Source organism: Escherichia sp. WS547 (genome assembly GCF_046486065.1).
GTDB lineage: Bacteria > Pseudomonadota > Gammaproteobacteria > Enterobacterales > Enterobacteriaceae > Escherichia > Escherichia coli.
The window spans coordinates 149939-166234 of sequence record NZ_JBJQMA010000007.1 but is presented as its reverse complement, the minus strand read 5'-3'; the positions used below and the strand labels follow the sequence as shown (position 1 = coordinate 166234).

The following is a 16296-nucleotide window of genomic DNA, read 5'->3' as shown; positions in this document are numbered from 1 at the left end:
AGGCTGATTATGGAACGCTTACTGATTGTTAATGCCGATGATTTTGGCTTAAGCAAAGGTCAGAACTACGGCATTATCGAGGCCTGTCGCAATGGGATTGTCACGTCGACGACGGCACTGGTGAATGGGCAGGCTATTGACCATGCAGTGCAGTTGAGTCGTGATGAACCGAGTTTGGCCATAGGGATGCACTTTGTCCTTACTATGGGCAAGCCACTGACAGCTATGCCGGGGTTAACCCGCGATGGCGTGCTGGGAAAATGGATCTGGCAGTTGGCAGAAGAAGATGCTTTACCGCTGGAAGAAATTACTCAGGAGCTCGCCAGTCAGTATTTGCGTTTCATTGAGCTATTTGGACGCAAACCTACGCATCTTGATAGCCATCATCATGTGCATATGTTCCCGCAGATTTTCCCGATTGTTGCCAGGTTTGCGGCTGAAGAGGGGATTGCGTTGCGCATCGACCGTCAGTCGCTTTCTAAGGATGGTGATTTACCGGCTAATCTGCGCAGTTCGCAGGGATTCAGTAGCGCGTTTTATGGTGAAGAGATTAGCGAGACACTGTTCCTGCAAGTGCTTGATGACTCCAGTCATCGCGGCGAGCGCTCGCTGGAAGTGATGTGCCACCCGGCGTTTATCGATAATACGATTCGCCAGAGTGCTTATTGCTTCCCTCGGTTAACGGAACTGGATGTGCTGACTTCAGCGTCGTTGAAATATGCGATTGCTGAGCGTGGTTATCGGTTGGGTAATTATCTTGATGTGTAAGTAAGGTGGTAAGGTCACTCCCCAGGGGGCGTGACCTTATCCATATTTACGCCGGAATTTTGTCAATCTTAGGAATGCGTGACCACACGCGGTGTGCTGCCATCAGAGTTAACAGTTCATCCATAAAACTACCGTCGGCGCTGTCAGCTTCCACAATCCCTTCCTCACCCTGGTCAGAGACCTTGATTGTTGCTTTAAACTTACGCGCGTCTCCCGCCAGCGCAATCGGTTTAAGGTGTTTGTAGGCTTCCATCAGGTAGTAGTTGGCATCGCCGTTGTCAGCGATATCCGCGATATTGCCGCAAGGGACAATAACCGCATCGACCGTCAACGAAGGCGCACCGGCAAAGGTAGCAGCTATAGGCAACACCGTACCGTCATCCGCAGTCACTTCACCCATTCGGGAGTAGAGCAGTTTGGCATGAACGCCTTTGGCCTTCAGCGCCTTGAGAATGGCCAGAAGGTCTGCCGATCTGACTTCATCATTAAGCAAAATCGCTACCACGCGACCTTTTACATCACCGTCAGGAATGGCGTACAGACTTAAGGATGGATCCTTTTTCAGACCGTTGACGTCCGGAGGCGGGGTGATATTCAGCTGGTCGTCAGTCAGTTCGATACCGAGATTTTTCGCCACCGCCTGGGCCAGAGTGAGATCAATATGCGCCAGCTGGTCAACAACGCGCTCACGAATATACGGCCGAACTACTTTGCTTAACTCAAAACTGAAACCATCGACAATATGGCGCTGCTCGAATGGCGTCTGACTTAGCCAGAACAGACGCGGATGGGAATAATATTCGCCAAACGATGGACTGCGCTCGCGAACTTTATTGCCTTCCACGCGTTCCTGGTATGATTCAAAACCGCCACGTTTCGGCCCCGGCGGTGTTTCGCGCGGCCAGTTATCGTTGATCGAGTTCGGTTCGTAATTCGCCGGGTTAGTGTCGATCCCCATACGATGCATGCCGTCACGCTGGAAATTATGGTAAGGGCAGGTCGGGCGGTTAATCGGAATCTCATGGAAATTGGGTCCGCCAAGACGACTGATTTGTGTATCGGTATAAGAGAACAAACGCCCCTGCAACAGCGGATCGTTGGTGAAATCCAGACCGGGGACAATATGCCCAGGATGGAAAGCCGCCTGTTCGTTTTCGGCAAAGAAGTTATCCGGGTTGCGATTGAGCACCATTTTGCCAACACGCTGAACGGGTACCAGTTCTTCCGGGATGAGTTTGGTTGGATCGAGAAGATCGAAGTCGAACTTAAATTCATCTTCCTCAGGAATCAACTGGAAGCCCAGTTCGTATTCCGGAAAATCGCCTGCTTCGATGGCTTCCCACAACTCGCGGCGGTGGAAGTCCGGGTCACGTCCGGTTAGTTTTTGTGCTTCATCCCAAACGAGTGAGGCTTTACCTGCCAGTGGTTTCCAGTGGAAACGTACGAACGTTGCCTTCCCTTCGGCATTAATCAGGCGGAAGGTGTGAATACCGAAGCCTTCCATGGTGCGGTAACTGCGTGGGATCCCGCGATCCGACATCGCCCACATCACGTTGTGCAGAGTTTCAGGTTGCAGAGAAACATAATCCCAGAAAGTATCGTGGGCGCTTTGCCCTTGTGGAATTGCCCAGTGCGGTTCTGGTTTTACCGCATGAACAAAATCGGGGAATTTATGCGCATCCTGGATAAAGAAGATTGGCGTGTTATTGCCAACGAGGTCAAAAATACCCTCTTCGGTATAGAACTTGGTGGCAAAGCCACGGATATCACGCACGGTATCGGCAGAGCCAGCACCACCCTGAACGGTAGAGAACCTAACAAATACTGGGGTGATTTTGTTCGGATCTGAGAGGAAATCCGCTTTGGTGATATCGCTTAAGCTTTTATATGGCTGGAAATAACCGTGAGCTGCTGATCCGCGTGCATGAACAATACGTTCCGGGATGCGCTCATGGTCAAAGTGAGTGATTTTCTCGCGCAGAATAAAATCTTCCAGCAGCGTTGGACCACGGTTACCGGCACGCAGTGAGTTTTGATCGTCGGCGATGCGTACGCCCTGATTAGTGGTCAGCGCATAATTTTCACTGCCTTTGCGTACGTCTTCCAGAGAATTAAGTTTTTCGTTACGCGTATCAGGGGCTTTCAGGCTCCCTGGGGCGGTAGGTTGTGCACCTGGCGGTGTTGGTTCAGTCGCTGGACGATGAGATCCGTCCTCAGGTGCCAGTGAGTCCATCCCCGGTTTCGCTTCGCTGGAATCGTGTAGTGGTGACTGGTGCTGATGTGGGTTCTTTTCGTTATGTTGCGACATTGAACTCGTCTCCTTAATTTATTACTGAAAGGGCCGCTGTTTTGGTCAAAAAACCCTCTAACTATAGACCATCAGCCAGATCCCGCTTCGGAGACTATTCTGGAAACGGTGTTATGAAATACACGCAAAGCGGGACGTATGGGGGCTAGATCGGCTAAACTACAGTTTTTCTGATTTTTAATATGCGTTTAGTGAAGCCAGTAATGAAGAAACCGCTCCGCCAGCAAAACCGCCAGATTATTAGCTATGTCCCACGCACGGAACCCGCGCCGCCAGAACATGCGATAAAGATGGATTCGTTTCGTGATGTCTGGATGCTACGTGGCAAATATGTTGCGTTTGTACTGATGGGAGAGTCATTTCTGCGCTCACCGGCGTTTACTGTGCCTGAATCCGCCCAGCGTTGGGCAAATCAGATCCGCCAGGAAGGGGAAGTGACTGAGTAAGGATTACGTACCTCCCGGTTCTGCCGGGAGTTACATGGCCTGAAATTCTGTATTTCATTGCTACATTCATTCAAACCACCTGTAACAAAAAGCTGCCTTTGACGATCTATTGCTATAAATAAGTGAACTTTTTTCTTTAATTGTTTATTTATTTTAAAATGGTTAAGTTTTGCTAATCATGATGAGCTATTTTTGATAGTTCATCCTGTGGTGTCGCTCTTAAACTTATATTGTAAATGACTTAGATTTAAATGAGATAATAATTTTGTTAACAATATGAGGCGGGAGATGTTTTCTACAAACTTAATACAGAATGATTATGGTAATTTAAATATTAAAAACCTTGCCTTCGACTCTTTTAAAGAAAGACTGCAGTCTACCATGACAGCACTCACTTTCTTTATATCAACGGGTCAATGTGCCTGCGATGAAATAGCAGAATCAAACTTCAATTATATGATTGCCTATATGTCTAACATTAACTATGATGCCTCAAAGCCAGGAGCGCCAGCACTTAGTTTTGATACATATCTGCAGGACAATGTTAAATATAGAGTGATAATTAATAATCTTTATGGTAGTGAAATTAGGATAAGAGGTATTAATGAGAATTTTGTTGGGATGGATTTTACCTGTGAATTCCGACCAGAAAAAATGACCAATTTGATCAATATAAAAAACAGGTTGGTTATTCACTATTTAAGAACGATATACTATGAACAAAATTATATACATCCTGTTGGGAGCATTTTTGCTGCGATTCAAAAAAATGAGAGTCTCCTAAAGTTTCCTTCGGTAATATCAATGCTTAATGTCAATCTTCTTTTTAATCCACTGAATCTTCCGGGAATGGGAAGTGGTGTGCTTGAAGAGATTATGAGTATTTCAGATAGTTCACTTAGAAAACGTCTTGGGTATGAGGTTTTAAGCTTCTCGCTACAAGCACATTCATTGAGTCAGGAATGTATCGATAAGTTAGCCATTTTTTTCGCTGACGATCTGTTTAAATATGAGTCAGTATGCATCGCCGCGATGGAACATTTAAAAAGTAAGGCAACGGCTCCTATACAAAACGGACCGTTGCCAGCATAAGAATTAACGGTGTGCCAGTTCGGCGTCGTCTTCGCTATCCAGAATGGCTTTATCGGTTTGCTTCAGCCACTGGCTGGTCAGCGTGCCAGCGGTCATCGAGCCACTAACGTTTAGCGCCGTACGCCCCATGTCGATAAGCGGTTCAACGGAGATTAACAATGCCACCAGCGTTACAGGCAGGCCCATCGCAGGCAGCACAATCAGTGCGGCGAAAGTTGCACCACCACCGACACCGGCAACGCCTGCGGAACTAACGGTAACAATACCGACCAGCGTCGCAATCCACATCGGGTCCATCGGGTTAATGCCAACCGTAGGCGCAACCATCACCGCCAGCATTGCCGGATACAAACCGGCACAGCCGTTCTGACCAATGGTTGCACCGAAAGAGGCGGCGAAACTGGCGATGAATTCAGGAACACCCAGACGACGCGTTTGTGCTTCCACATTCAGTGGGATAGACGCAGCACTGGAACGGCTGGTAAAGGCAAACGTCAGAACTGGCCATACCTTACGGAAGTACTTCAGCGGGCTCACGCCATTAATACCCAGCAGAAGGCCATGCACTGCAAACATAATCAGAAGACCGAGGTAGGACGCGACAACGAAACTTCCCAGTTTGATGATGTCTTGCAGGTTAGAACCTGCAACCACTTTGGTCATCAGCGCCAGAACGCCGTAAGGGGTCAGCTGCATGACCAGGCGAACCAGTTTCATCACCCAGCTTTGCAGGGTATCGATAGCGGTTAAGACGCGTTCACCTTTCGGCGCATCATCCTTCAGCAGCTTCAGCGCAGCTACGCCGAGGAATGCGGCAAAAATTACCACGCTGATAATTGACGTCGGATTGGCTCCGGTCAGATCGGCAAACGGGTTTTTCGGGATAAAGGACAAGACCAGCTGCGGAACGCTCAGGTCAGAGACTTTACCAACATAGTTACTTTCAATGGCGTTCAGACGTGCAGTTTCTGCACCACCCTGAACCAGACCTTCAGCCGTCAAACCAAACAGGTTGGTGACCAGCACACCGACCAGCGCCGCAATCAGCGTGGTAAACAAAAGCGTACCGATGGTCAGAAAACTGATTTTGCCTAACTGAGATGCGTTATGCAGACGGGCAACCGCGCTCAGAATAGAGGCGAAGACTAACGGCATAACGATCATTTGCAGCAGTTGAACATAGCCGTTACCAACAATGTTAAACCACTGTACAGAATCTTTAAGTACCTGGCTGTCAGAACCATAAATGGTATGCAGGGCGAGGCCAAAAACCACACCCATCACCAGACCCACCAGCACTTTTTTCGCCAGACTCCACTGTTTATGGCGGGTCTGAGCCAGCGCAAACAGCAGTACAACGAACACCACGATGTTCGCAATTAATGGAAAGTTCATCCCCGTTCTCCTGATCTTATTATTTCTATCACTGCGTAGCAGTCATAGTGTTGGCGCAAGATTAACAGAACTGTGAGCTGGCTCTTATATTCAAATGGAATTGCTTATTCCAGAAAGGTGATTTTTGCCTTTTTAGTATTCAACCTGATGCTTAATAAGCCGATGAAACTGGATCTGCAAAGTATTGATCATTTGCGATGACCAACGAACAGCGCTGTTTTCGGGTAATGAATGGGGCATCCATACCGACCAGACAAATAATGCCATGCAGATAAAACGTTCCAGTTGGTTGCCCTTTTGGGGAACCAGGATAGGCAAGCGGAAACGCCAGCGGCATGGCCAGAGCAGGGGAACACCGGCGGGTGTCAGCATATCGGCAAGTATGTGGCTCAAATAACCCAGCACCATTCCTTGTAGCGCATCAGCCGGAATGAACCAGCTTTCAGGAACCTTAAGGTAAAAGGTTGCCAGCAGCGCAAATACCGCCAGCAGACTGTGGGTAAAACCACGATGCCCAAAAGCGCGGGCGATCGGTTTTGATATCCACTTTAATCGCTGCCCAAGAAACGACTTTGGGTGATCGATGTCCGGTAACAAACACGTCAGGATTGCGGAAGGGACAATATGCCACCAGTCACCCTGTGCCAGCACGGGCGTCAGCTCGGCATTTTTGGCAAATACCGCACAAGCAATAGAAAAGAGAAGGTGACCTTCCGCCGTCATGATAAAACTCACTAAACTGTCAATACGTACAGTATAGGATTTTTATACAGTGCACGGAAGTGGTGACGGTGTAACTCTTTCTCTTAAATTGACGATTAATCCGTCAGTTGAATGCAAATTCAGATAAAGAACCAGGAGCAGTGTGATCACTGCCCCTGGTCATTAACCGAGAAGGTCTTTTGCGGTGAGTTCTGTCAGCGATGAGAGTTTGACGTTTGCTAATACAAAACGTGGATCATTTTGCGCTTCTGGCGCAGGAACGACGATGGAACGCATGCGGGCTGCTTTAGAAGCGATCATGCCATTTACCGAGTCTTCCAGCGCCACGCAGGTCAGTGGGTCAACGCCCAGTTTTGCTGCGCAGTCGAGATATACTTGCGGATGCGGCTTGCTGTAAGGCAGTTTTTCAGCCGAGGCGAGGGCATCGAAACTGTCGCGTAAGTCAAACATGGTCAACACTTTTTCCAGCATATGTAGTGGTGACGCGGAGGCCAGTCCCACTAATAAACCTTGTTCTTTGCATAACGCAACAGCTTCGCGCACGCCTGGTAATAATGGACGCGTCTCTTCAACCAGTGAAATGGCACGAGCAATAACCCGTTCTACTACTTCCTGACGGCTTGGCCCATTCCAGGGTTGCCGGGCGTACCAAAGATCGACCACCATATCGATGCGTAAACCTAAGGTGTCCGGCAGCTCGTTACGACGGGAGATATCCACCCCCAGGCTTGCCATCACATCCAGTTCAGCTCGATCCCATAAAGGTTCTGAGTCGATAAGTAATCCATCCATATCAAAAATTGCAGCAAGAATCTGACGCGGGGTTGACATTACAACCTCTCCTTTAGAGCATTATGTGTAAAGTATTAAGCCGTGCTTATGATTAAGCGCCTATCATATCGCCTTTAAAGAATGGGCGAAAACAGATATCTACAGGTAAACTAAGTGAAACGACGCGTCTTAATCAAGGAGAACTCATGACGTATCAACAAGCTGGACGCATTGCTGTTTTGAAAAGGATTTTGGGTTGGGTGATTTTTATACCTGCATTGATCTCTACACTGATTTCTTTGCTGAAATTTATGAATACCCGGCAGGAAAACCAGGAAGGCATTAATGCGGTCATGCTCGACTTTACTCATGTCATGATCGATATGATGCAGGCGAATACGCCTTTTTTGAATCTGTTCTGGTATAACTCCCCGACGCCCAATTTTAATGGTGGCGTGAACGTTATGTTCTGGGTGATTTTCATCCTGATTTTTGTCGGACTGGCGTTGCAGGATTCCGGTGCCCGGATGAGTCGCCAGGCGCGCTTCTTGCGGGAAGGTGTTGAAGATCAACTCATTCTGGAAAAAGCCAAAGGGGAAGAGGGGCTAACGCGTGAACAAATTGAGTCACGTATTGTTGTGCCGCACCATACTATTTTCCTGCAGTTTTTCTCGCTGTATATCCTGCCGGTTATTTGTATTGCTGCAGGTTATGTGTTCTTTTCTCTGCTGGGGTTTATTTAATCAAAAGGCCGCACGGAGCGGCCATTATCCTCACCCCATATTATGCTGCTAATAATCTATCCAGTGACTGCTGAGCAATAACCAAATGCTGACCGCCAAATAACCTTGCACGATTTAACAGCGTGTAGAGTTGGTAAACCGGTTGACGTTCAAGGAAATCGGCAGGTAGCGGGGATACTGACTGATAGCCGTCATAGATTTGTGGCGGCTGTTCAGTATGCAGCGGTAACATCGCCAGGTCGCACTCTCGGTCACCCCAGTAGCAGGCCGGGTCGAAAATGTACGGGCCATCCGGACCCAGCGCACAGTTGCCGGACCATAAATCGCCATGCAACAGAGAAGGCTGCGGTTGATGCGAGGCCAGACGCTGCTGAATATGCTCTACGATGGCGTCGATATTGCCGAAAGCGATCCCTTTCTCTGCTGCTAGTTCCAACTGCCAGCCAATCCGTTGTTCAGCAAAAAACGTTGACCAGCGACGTTGCCAGGTGTTGGGCTGCGGAGTTGTGGAGAGCGAGTTATCAAAATCGAGGCCAAATTGTGGTTGGTCGCTCCATTGATGTAAACGCGCAATTTGCTGACCAAGAATAAATGCGCTATGCGCATCCAGCGGGCGAGGTGGGAGATAATCCATCACCAGAAAACTGTAGTCACGGTCAGCGCCAACTGCCCAAACCTTAGGCACGGTGACGGTTTTACTACGCGACAGTAACTCCAGTTGGTCGGCTTCGGCGGTAAAACCGGGAAGCAGTTCCCTTTCATCACATTTGACGAAAAAGTCACGTCCTGCATAGCGCAAATGCCATGCGGCATGGACTTCTCCGCCAGGCAGTTCATTACGCAGTTCGATTTCGCCTTCACCTAACTGCTCGCTCAAAAGACGACTGATTGCCTGCCACATGATGTCTCTCCCATGTTGTCTGCCAGATCATAAGGTTAGCGCAAGAATGCGGTGTAAAAACACGAGCTAAAGCACACCACAGACTGATTATTGCCCAAAAACCATTTATTTTCTGTTGCTATTCCATTCCTCCCAGGTCGTGATGGCGATTTCAGGATCTTTACCGGTTGCACTTTGGGTAAGCCCCGAAACCAGTTCTCTAATTTCTTCTTCACTTTGGGTACTGATAAGTCCAAAAGTGTTAGTCCCCAGCTCATGGATATTTCCATCATCATCCGTCATGGTGAGCAAAAAACCGTCGCGAGTCAGGTAATTATTCAACTCGTTAATTTCAGTCAATGTATCCTCATGCAACATGACGGTTATGACATAACGGACAAGATCGCCACTGGCCATAGTTCACCCCTTTGTTATCACATGACTTTTGAGCATAGTCGGAGAAACGCGTTGCCGACAGGTTGGTGGTGATTCCCCCAATGCAGGGGGAATGTTTCAGTTAGCGGGAAAGGTAAGCGTAAATTTTTTGTGTATCGTCATGGGAGCACAGGCGTGTTCCCTGATTGAGTGTGGCTGCACTCCCCGCAGCTACGCCAAAACGGACCATCTCTTCAAGAGAGGCATTTTCTGCCAGTTTCAGTGTCATCGCGCCGACCATGCTGTCACCAGCGCCAACGGTGCTCTGGCTTTTCACCGGTGGTGGCACAACCTGAATGCAGTTTTCACTATCAACGCCCAGCGCCCCTTGTGGACCCAGGGAAACGACAACTCGTTTGGCCTTGCCGCTATTAACGATTTCCTGCGCGGCTTTGCGGACATCGTCTGGCTGGGTGAGTTCGCGATTCACTAGCGCACTGAGTTCTTTTTGGTTAGGCTTAACCAACTCGATATTACCAATCGCCAGTGCTGCACTTAACGCTTCGCCAGAACTGTCGACGATGCAGCGAATCCCTTGTTTTTGCGCAGCGGAAATCAGTTGGGTTAATTTTTCCAGCTTCACACCTGGCGGCAGGCTTCCGCTTATGACCAGGATAGCACCGGATTCAATTTCCAGAACTTGCTCTTCAAGCTGGCGAAACTCATCTTCACTTAATGCCGCGCCTGGCATGACAAAACGATACTGCTCACCGCTTGCTTCCACATGTACGTGTAAATTCTGCCGGGTCCAGTCTTTGGCTTCTACAGTAGCGACGGGGACATTTTCATCTGCCAACAGTGAAACCAGATGTTCGCCGGTCGCACCACCCGCCGGGAAGATCGCTGTGGCACTGCCTCCAAGATGGGCAATGGCGCGGGCGACGTTGATGCCGCCGCCTCCGGGTTCGAATACCGGTGCGGTACAGCGCAGCTTTCCTTCGGGATAAATTTGCGGGGTAATTGTTGCGCTATCGAGAGAGGGCGCAAGTGTCAACGTATAGATACGTACCATCATTTCCTCCTATAGGCTGATTTCAGTCTGGCACCGAATCAGCGGAAAGGGAAGAAATTAACAATATGATTTATTAGAGCTTTATTTAAAATTTTGCAGATAAATATATATAAATAAAAATCTGTTTTCTTCACATGCTTATTCAAAAAATGAAATAAGAATACATTGCTAAGTTATTCAAGCCTTTTTATAATTCGTTACCTTTCCAGGGACGCTAATCTTTGATCCTTAAGAAAGTTTCCGGGACCGCGATGGTCTCTTTTTTTGTTGTACGGACTCTTGATAAATGAAGCTTTTGAAGACAGTTCCTGCCATCGTTATGTTGGCGGGGGGCATGTTTGCGTCATTGAATGCAGCTGCCGATGATTCCGTTTTTACTGTCATGGACGATCCTGCCAGCGCTAAAAAACCTTTCGAAGGTAATCTGAACGCAGGATATCTTGCACAATCAGGCAATACGAAAAGCTCCTCACTTACGGCTGACACCACCATGACCTGGTATGGACAAACCACTGCCTGGTCGCTGTGGGGGAACGCCAGTAATACTTCTTCTAATGATGAGCGTTCTTCAGAAAAATATGCCGCGGGCGGGCGTAGCCGTTTTAATTTAACTGATTATGACTATTTATTTGGGCAGGCAAGCTGGTTGACAGACCGTTATAACGGCTATCGAGAGCGCGATGTGTTGACCGCGGGTTATGGTCGCCAGTTTTTGAATGGCCCGGTACACAGTTTCCGCTTTGAATTCGGTCCAGGTGTGCGTTACGACAAATATACCGATAATGCCAGTGAAACCCAGCCGCTGGGTTATGCCTCCGGGGCTTATGCATGGCAGTTGACTGACAACGCTAAATTTACGCAGGGTGTTTCCGTCTTTGGCGCGGAAGACACAACGCTGAACTCCGAAAGCGCATTAAATGTTGCTATTAATGAACATTTTGGACTGAAGGTGGCTTACAACGTCACATGGAACTCTGAACCTCCAGAGTCTGCACCGGAACATACCGATCGTCGGACAACCTTATCGCTGGGCTACAGCATGTAAAATTATCTGCCGGACCGTGTTATGCGGTCTGGCTGTCTTCGTTTGTCACTGCTCAGCCCCAAATCATTGCTGCCCAACGTAGCAACAACATAGCGCCACAAATTGCCAGTAGCACCACCACCATCTTCCAGTGTTTTTTATCAAAGCGTTTAGTCGGCATACCAGTGTCCTGCATATCTCTTGTGCGTGATAACGAAGTGTAACAAAAGGGACAGGCATCAAGGGATTTTTTGTTATTACAGCCGTCGGGTGGCGTTGTACACCTGATCACTGTTTTTGCGGTTTATGAAAAAAATAAAATTATGTATCGATATATAAATGTCTGGTTATAAATACGTCTTTAGTTCATCAGCACTAAAACTCAGGCTTTGGCTGATTACGTTTATAGCAGCATAATATGTTTCTACAGTTTTATAATGATTATGATGAATGGCTATATGAACAGCTGACATGTTGTCATGATTTTTAGCGGCCAACAATGTGAATAACTGACATTGACTAAAAGAATATTTTTTTGCAAAAGTACCCAGCGTTGATATATAAGATAACACGACGTCTTTATTACCCTTGCGCATGGCGATGTATAAAGCAGGGGTTCCATGTGCTGTTGCGCCTTTTAATAAATTCATAATGTTAATTTTGCTGAGGTTATATTTAACAGCGATTCCATAAACTTTAGAGAGGAACCGTGTGACACACAAAGGGTGATTATTTTCCATTGCGGCATATAATCCTGGCTCACCATCACGTGTTTTCATTGCTAAAATATCCATCACCATTTTTTTGCTTAAAAGCTCTTGTGTTATTGGAGTGGTTAATGCATTCAGAAAGATATCGATTATTTCATCGAATCCATACAACATGGAGATATAGAGTCCAGGTGTTTCGTTAGCACTTTTAGTTTGCAGTAATTTAACCAGATTATCTTCATGAATGATATGATTATCTACCAGTGACTGAATTTCTTGCATAAATATTTTTACGTTGTCAGTATGTCCGTTCATCATAGCCAGAAATAAAGCAGGTGTACCAACGCTATTCTGCGCAGTTATTATTTCAATGATTTCTTTTTCAGGGAGTATGGGTAACTGTTTGAATAATGTAATAAGCTGTTGAGTCTGGCCTGTGGCCATTATTAACAACATTGCCGATGGATGTATAGGGGCAAATGGCATTCGTGTCGCGATACCCGTGAAAATAGCCCCTGGAACTCCCTCAGGTAATAGGGGCAGAAAAGCAATTGCACAGTTGCGAACATACATATCAGCCCAGGTCTGAGCATCGGGACCTGAACTGATGAACTTATCAAGCGAGAGAAAGCCCCGTGCTGTCCTGTGGGTGCCTCTGACGGCAACGTTGGTATCGTTCGGGTCGTAAACGGACACAACATAATTTAATTGCCCATACACTGACTGCTTTATTCGTAGCCTTACTGACAAAGTATGATTGTCTATATATAAAATCGCGGACATATGACTGACATTGTTTGCCATCATTCGACAGAAGAAAATATCTAAAGCGAAGCCAAAATCCTTACTCGCGATAACGCGACTCCCTGCAGGAGGATGGCGAAGTAATGATCTGAACTCCGCGTCCCGGACTAAGGGGACATGCTGCTGTATGGATTCAACGGAGGAGTAATGTTTAATCAGATTGACTTTGCCTTTTCCATTTCTCAGTGAATCAAGGGCGTATTGCAATGACAGATGGCGACAAAAAATAGCGTCAGAAGGAGATTGCAAAAAAAATGCACTACCATTGAGATTTACTGTTGGTTGTATAGTTTTTTCTCTATGGATTTTTTTAGACAGTTTCATACAATGGTTACGATTTTCGGCAGTTAACTGTTCCTGTTCAATATAATCCAGTATGCTTCGCAAATGGTTAGCTTTAATAGGCGTGGTTTCCAGTAATAAGGAAATGATTTCTTTTTTATAGTGTAATGTAATGAGTATATTTTCTGCATGGATGGGTGAAGTGGCAAAGTTAATGGTAAAAAGGGCAGTGGAATAACAATTTTGTGATATTTTTCGACAGTTTGCGGTAAATTCCTGAGTAACACAGTATGACAGCATCGAACTTAAGTCAGAGGTATCAAGTAGGGTGATGAGTTGGCGCGCAAATTGATTAATAGGCTCTGATGAAGGCGTTGGTATGTTGCTATCGATGTGCATTCTATGAGGAGACTTATAATGAGTTCTGATAATAATGTCGTTTTGACTCATAATCTATTCGCCTTATATATGTCTGGAGGTTTTGAGGATGATGATTAATTATTATCGCCAGAACGAAATGTGCACGAAAAATTGCTATAAGAATTGTGTCACTTTTATCATTGTGATATGACCACTTCGTCATTAATCTTATGATCGTTTAAATAGTACCGCCAAATCACGCAACGAACTTTGCTGGATTCAGTTTATGCTGCTGCAAATCCGCTCGCAGTAAACCTTTCAGACGCTCCGTGATGTTATCAGTGGTTCTTTAAGCGTTTTGCTGGTGTACTCACTACAAACGAATTGCGAATCGAATCAATGTGAAACGGAAAGGTACAATCTCCCTTTTTTTAGTGTTAACATCGTTCCACCGGGTGGAAGGTGAGAGGTTAATGTCTTTCATTTGTGTACCTGATTGCGAACCAATTTAGCATTTGTTGGCTAGATGGTTTCGCAATGAACTGTTAATAAACAAATTTTTCTTTGTATGTGATCTTTCGTGTGGGTCACCACTGCAAATAAGGATATAAAATGCCTGTTATAACTCTTCCTGATGGCAGCCAACGCCATTACGACCACGCTGTAAGCCCCATGGATGTTGCGCTGGACATTGGTCCAGGTCTGGCGAAAGCCTGTATCGCAGGGCGCGTTAATGGCGAACTGGTTGATGCTTGCGATCTGATTGAAAACGACGCACAACTGTCGATCATTACCGCCAAAGACGAAGAAGGTCTGGAGATCATTCGTCACTCCTGTGCGCACCTGTTAGGGCACGCGATTAAACAACTTTGGCCGCATACCAAAATGGCAATCGGCCCGGTTATTGACAACGGTTTTTATTACGACGTTGATCTTGACCGCACGTTAACCCAGGAAGATGTCGAAGCACTCGAGAAGCGGATGCATGAGCTTGCTGAGAAAAACTACGACGTCATTAAGAAGAAAGTCAGCTGGCACGAAGCGCGTGAAACTTTCGCCAACCGTGGGGAGAGCTACAAAGTCTCCATTCTTGACGAAAACATCGCCCATGATGACAAGCCAGGTCTGTACTTCCATGAAGAATATGTCGATATGTGCCGCGGTCCGCACGTACCGAACATGCGTTTCTGCCATCATTTCAAACTAATGAAAACGGCAGGGGCTTACTGGCGTGGCGACAGCAACAACAAAATGTTGCAACGTATTTACGGTACGGCGTGGGCAGACAAAAAAGCACTTAACGCTTACCTGCAGCGCCTGGAAGAAGCCGCGAAACGCGACCACCGTAAAATCGGTAAACAGCTCGACCTGTACCATATGCAGGAAGAAGCGCCGGGTATGGTCTTCTGGCACAACGACGGTTGGACCATCTTCCGTGAACTGGAAGTGTTTGTTCGTTCTAAACTGAAAGAGTACCAGTATCAGGAAGTTAAAGGTCCGTTCATGATGGACCGTGTCCTGTGGGAAAAAACCGGTCACTGGGACAACTACAAAGATGCAATGTTCACCACGTCTTCTGAGAACCGTGAATACTGCATTAAGCCGATGAACTGCCCGGGTCACGTACAAATTTTCAACCAGGGGCTGAAGTCGTATCGCGATTTGCCGCTGCGTATGGCCGAGTTTGGTAGCTGCCACCGTAACGAGCCGTCAGGTTCGCTGCATGGCCTGATGCGCGTACGTGGATTTACCCAGGATGACGCGCATATCTTCTGTACTGAAGAACAAATTCGCGATGAAGTTAACGGATGTATCCGTTTAGTCTATGATATGTACAGCACTTTTGGCTTTGAGAAGATCGTCGTCAAACTCTCCACTCGTCCTGAAAAACGTATTGGCAGCGACGAAATGTGGGATCGTGCTGAGGCGGACCTGGCGGTTGCGCTGGAAGAAAACAACATCCCGTTTGAATATCAACTGGGTGAAGGCGCTTTCTACGGTCCGAAAATTGAATTTACCCTGTATGACTGCCTCGATCGTGCATGGCAGTGCGGTACAGTACAGCTGGACTTCTCCTTGCCGTCTCGTCTGAGCGCCTCCTATGTGGGCGAAGACAACGAGCGTAAGGTACCGGTAATGATTCACCGCGCAATTCTTGGGTCGATGGAACGTTTCATCGGTATCCTGACCGAAGAGTTCGCTGGTTTCTTCCCGACCTGGCTTGCGCCGGTTCAGGTTGTTATCATGAATATTACCGATTCACAGTCTGAATACGTTAACGAATTGACGCAAAAACTATCAAATGCGGGCATTCGTGTTAAAGCAGACTTGAGAAATGAGAAGATTGGCTTTAAAATCCGCGAGCACACTTTGCGTCGCGTCCCGTATATGCTGGTCTGTGGTGATAAAGAGGTGGAATCAGGCAAAGTTGCCGTTCGCACCCGTCGTGGTAAAGACCTGGGAAGCATGGACGTAAATGAAGTGATCGAGAAGCTGCAACAAGAGATTCGCAGCCGCAGTCTTAAACAATTGGAGGAATAAGG

The 16296-nt window shown here is 47.1% G+C and carries 15 protein-coding genes; 6 read left to right on the top strand and 9 right to left on the bottom strand.

What is annotated here, in order from left to right; all coding sequences use genetic code 11:
• The first annotated feature begins 9 nt into the window (after nt 1–9).
• Complete coding sequence (gene chbG / locus ACJHWK_RS08860) at nt 10–768, top strand: chitin disaccharide deacetylase (protein ID WP_001520637.1); 759 nt, start codon at nt 10–12, stop codon at nt 766–768.
• Nucleotides 769–814: 46 nt separating this feature from the next.
• On the opposite strand, the gene katE is transcribed toward chbG, so the two are convergent.
• Nucleotides 815–3076, bottom strand: coding sequence for a catalase HPII (gene katE, locus ACJHWK_RS08855; protein WP_001520636.1), 2262 nt, complete (start codon nt 3074–3076; stop codon nt 815–817).
• A gap of 182 nt (nt 3077–3258) precedes the next feature.
• Here katE and cedA point away from each other — a divergent pair, with 182 nt between their 5' ends.
• Complete coding sequence (cedA, locus tag ACJHWK_RS08850) at nt 3259–3522, top strand: cell division activator CedA (protein ID WP_001241561.1); 264 nt, start codon at nt 3259–3261, stop codon at nt 3520–3522.
• 288 nt (nt 3523–3810) lie between these two features.
• Entirely contained in the window at nt 3811–4614 is an 804-nt protein-coding gene (locus tag ACJHWK_RS08845; RefSeq protein WP_001520635.1) for a hypothetical protein, read from the top strand.
• Nucleotides 4615–4617: 3 nt separating this feature from the next.
• On the opposite strand, the gene tcyP is transcribed toward ACJHWK_RS08845, so the two are convergent.
• From tcyP to hxpB, 3 genes are all read right to left on the bottom strand, one after another.
• The gene (gene tcyP, locus ACJHWK_RS08840; RefSeq protein ID WP_001520634.1) at nt 4618–6009 is read right to left on the bottom strand and encodes a cystine/sulfocysteine:cation symporter; all 1392 of its coding nucleotides are present in this window, start codon (nt 6007–6009) and stop codon (nt 4618–4620) included.
• Nucleotides 6010–6141: 132 nt separating this feature from the next.
• On the bottom strand, nt 6142–6732 hold the full coding sequence (locus tag ACJHWK_RS08835) for a metal-dependent hydrolase (protein ID WP_001295408.1): 591 nt from the start codon (nt 6730–6732) through the stop codon (nt 6142–6144).
• Nucleotides 6733–6894: 162 nt separating this feature from the next.
• A complete protein-coding gene (gene hxpB, locus ACJHWK_RS08830; protein WP_000106834.1) occupies nt 6895–7563 on the bottom strand; it encodes a hexitol phosphatase HxpB in 669 nt (222 codons plus the stop codon).
• A 146-nt stretch (nt 7564–7709) separates the two neighbouring features.
• Between hxpB and ACJHWK_RS08825 the strand changes: the two genes are divergently transcribed.
• Nucleotides 7710–8246: a YniB family protein gene (locus ACJHWK_RS08825; RefSeq protein WP_000222172.1), complete on the top strand. Its 537-nt coding sequence runs from the start codon at nt 7710–7712 to the stop codon at nt 8244–8246.
• A gap of 40 nt (nt 8247–8286) precedes the next feature.
• On the opposite strand, the gene ACJHWK_RS08820 is transcribed toward ACJHWK_RS08825, so the two are convergent.
• From ACJHWK_RS08820 to pfkB, 3 genes are all read right to left on the bottom strand, one after another.
• The gene (locus ACJHWK_RS08820) at nt 8287–9147 is read right to left on the bottom strand and encodes a fructosamine kinase family protein (RefSeq protein ID WP_001520632.1); all 861 of its coding nucleotides are present in this window, start codon (nt 9145–9147) and stop codon (nt 8287–8289) included.
• 105 nt (nt 9148–9252) lie between these two features.
• A complete protein-coding gene (gene ghoS, locus ACJHWK_RS08815) occupies nt 9253–9543 on the bottom strand; it encodes a type V toxin-antitoxin system endoribonuclease antitoxin GhoS (RefSeq protein WP_000146147.1) in 291 nt (96 codons plus the stop codon).
• A 100-nt stretch (nt 9544–9643) separates the two neighbouring features.
• Entirely contained in the window at nt 9644–10573 is a 930-nt protein-coding gene (pfkB, locus tag ACJHWK_RS08810; RefSeq protein WP_000251740.1) for a 6-phosphofructokinase II, read from the bottom strand.
• A 286-nt stretch (nt 10574–10859) separates the two neighbouring features.
• Between pfkB and ACJHWK_RS08805 the strand changes: the two genes are divergently transcribed.
• Nucleotides 10860–11618, top strand: coding sequence for a YdiY family protein (locus ACJHWK_RS08805; protein ID WP_000771396.1), 759 nt, complete (start codon nt 10860–10862; stop codon nt 11616–11618).
• 52 nt (nt 11619–11670) lie between these two features.
• Here ACJHWK_RS08805 and yniD read toward each other — a convergent pair whose 3' ends face one another.
• Nucleotides 11671–11778 (bottom strand): small membrane protein YniD, encoded by a 108-nt coding sequence (gene yniD / locus ACJHWK_RS08800; RefSeq protein ID WP_001142445.1) that lies wholly within the window; start codon nt 11776–11778, stop codon nt 11671–11673.
• Between the two features lie 166 nt (nt 11779–11944).
• Complete coding sequence (espL1, locus tag ACJHWK_RS08795) at nt 11945–13843, bottom strand: type III secretion system effector EspL1 (protein ID WP_170886360.1); 1899 nt, start codon at nt 13841–13843, stop codon at nt 11945–11947.
• Between the two features lie 522 nt (nt 13844–14365).
• Here espL1 and thrS point away from each other — a divergent pair.
• A complete protein-coding gene (thrS, locus tag ACJHWK_RS08790) occupies nt 14366–16294 on the top strand; it encodes a threonine--tRNA ligase (RefSeq protein ID WP_001144202.1) in 1929 nt (642 codons plus the stop codon).
• Nucleotides 16295–16296: the final 2 nt, after the last annotated feature.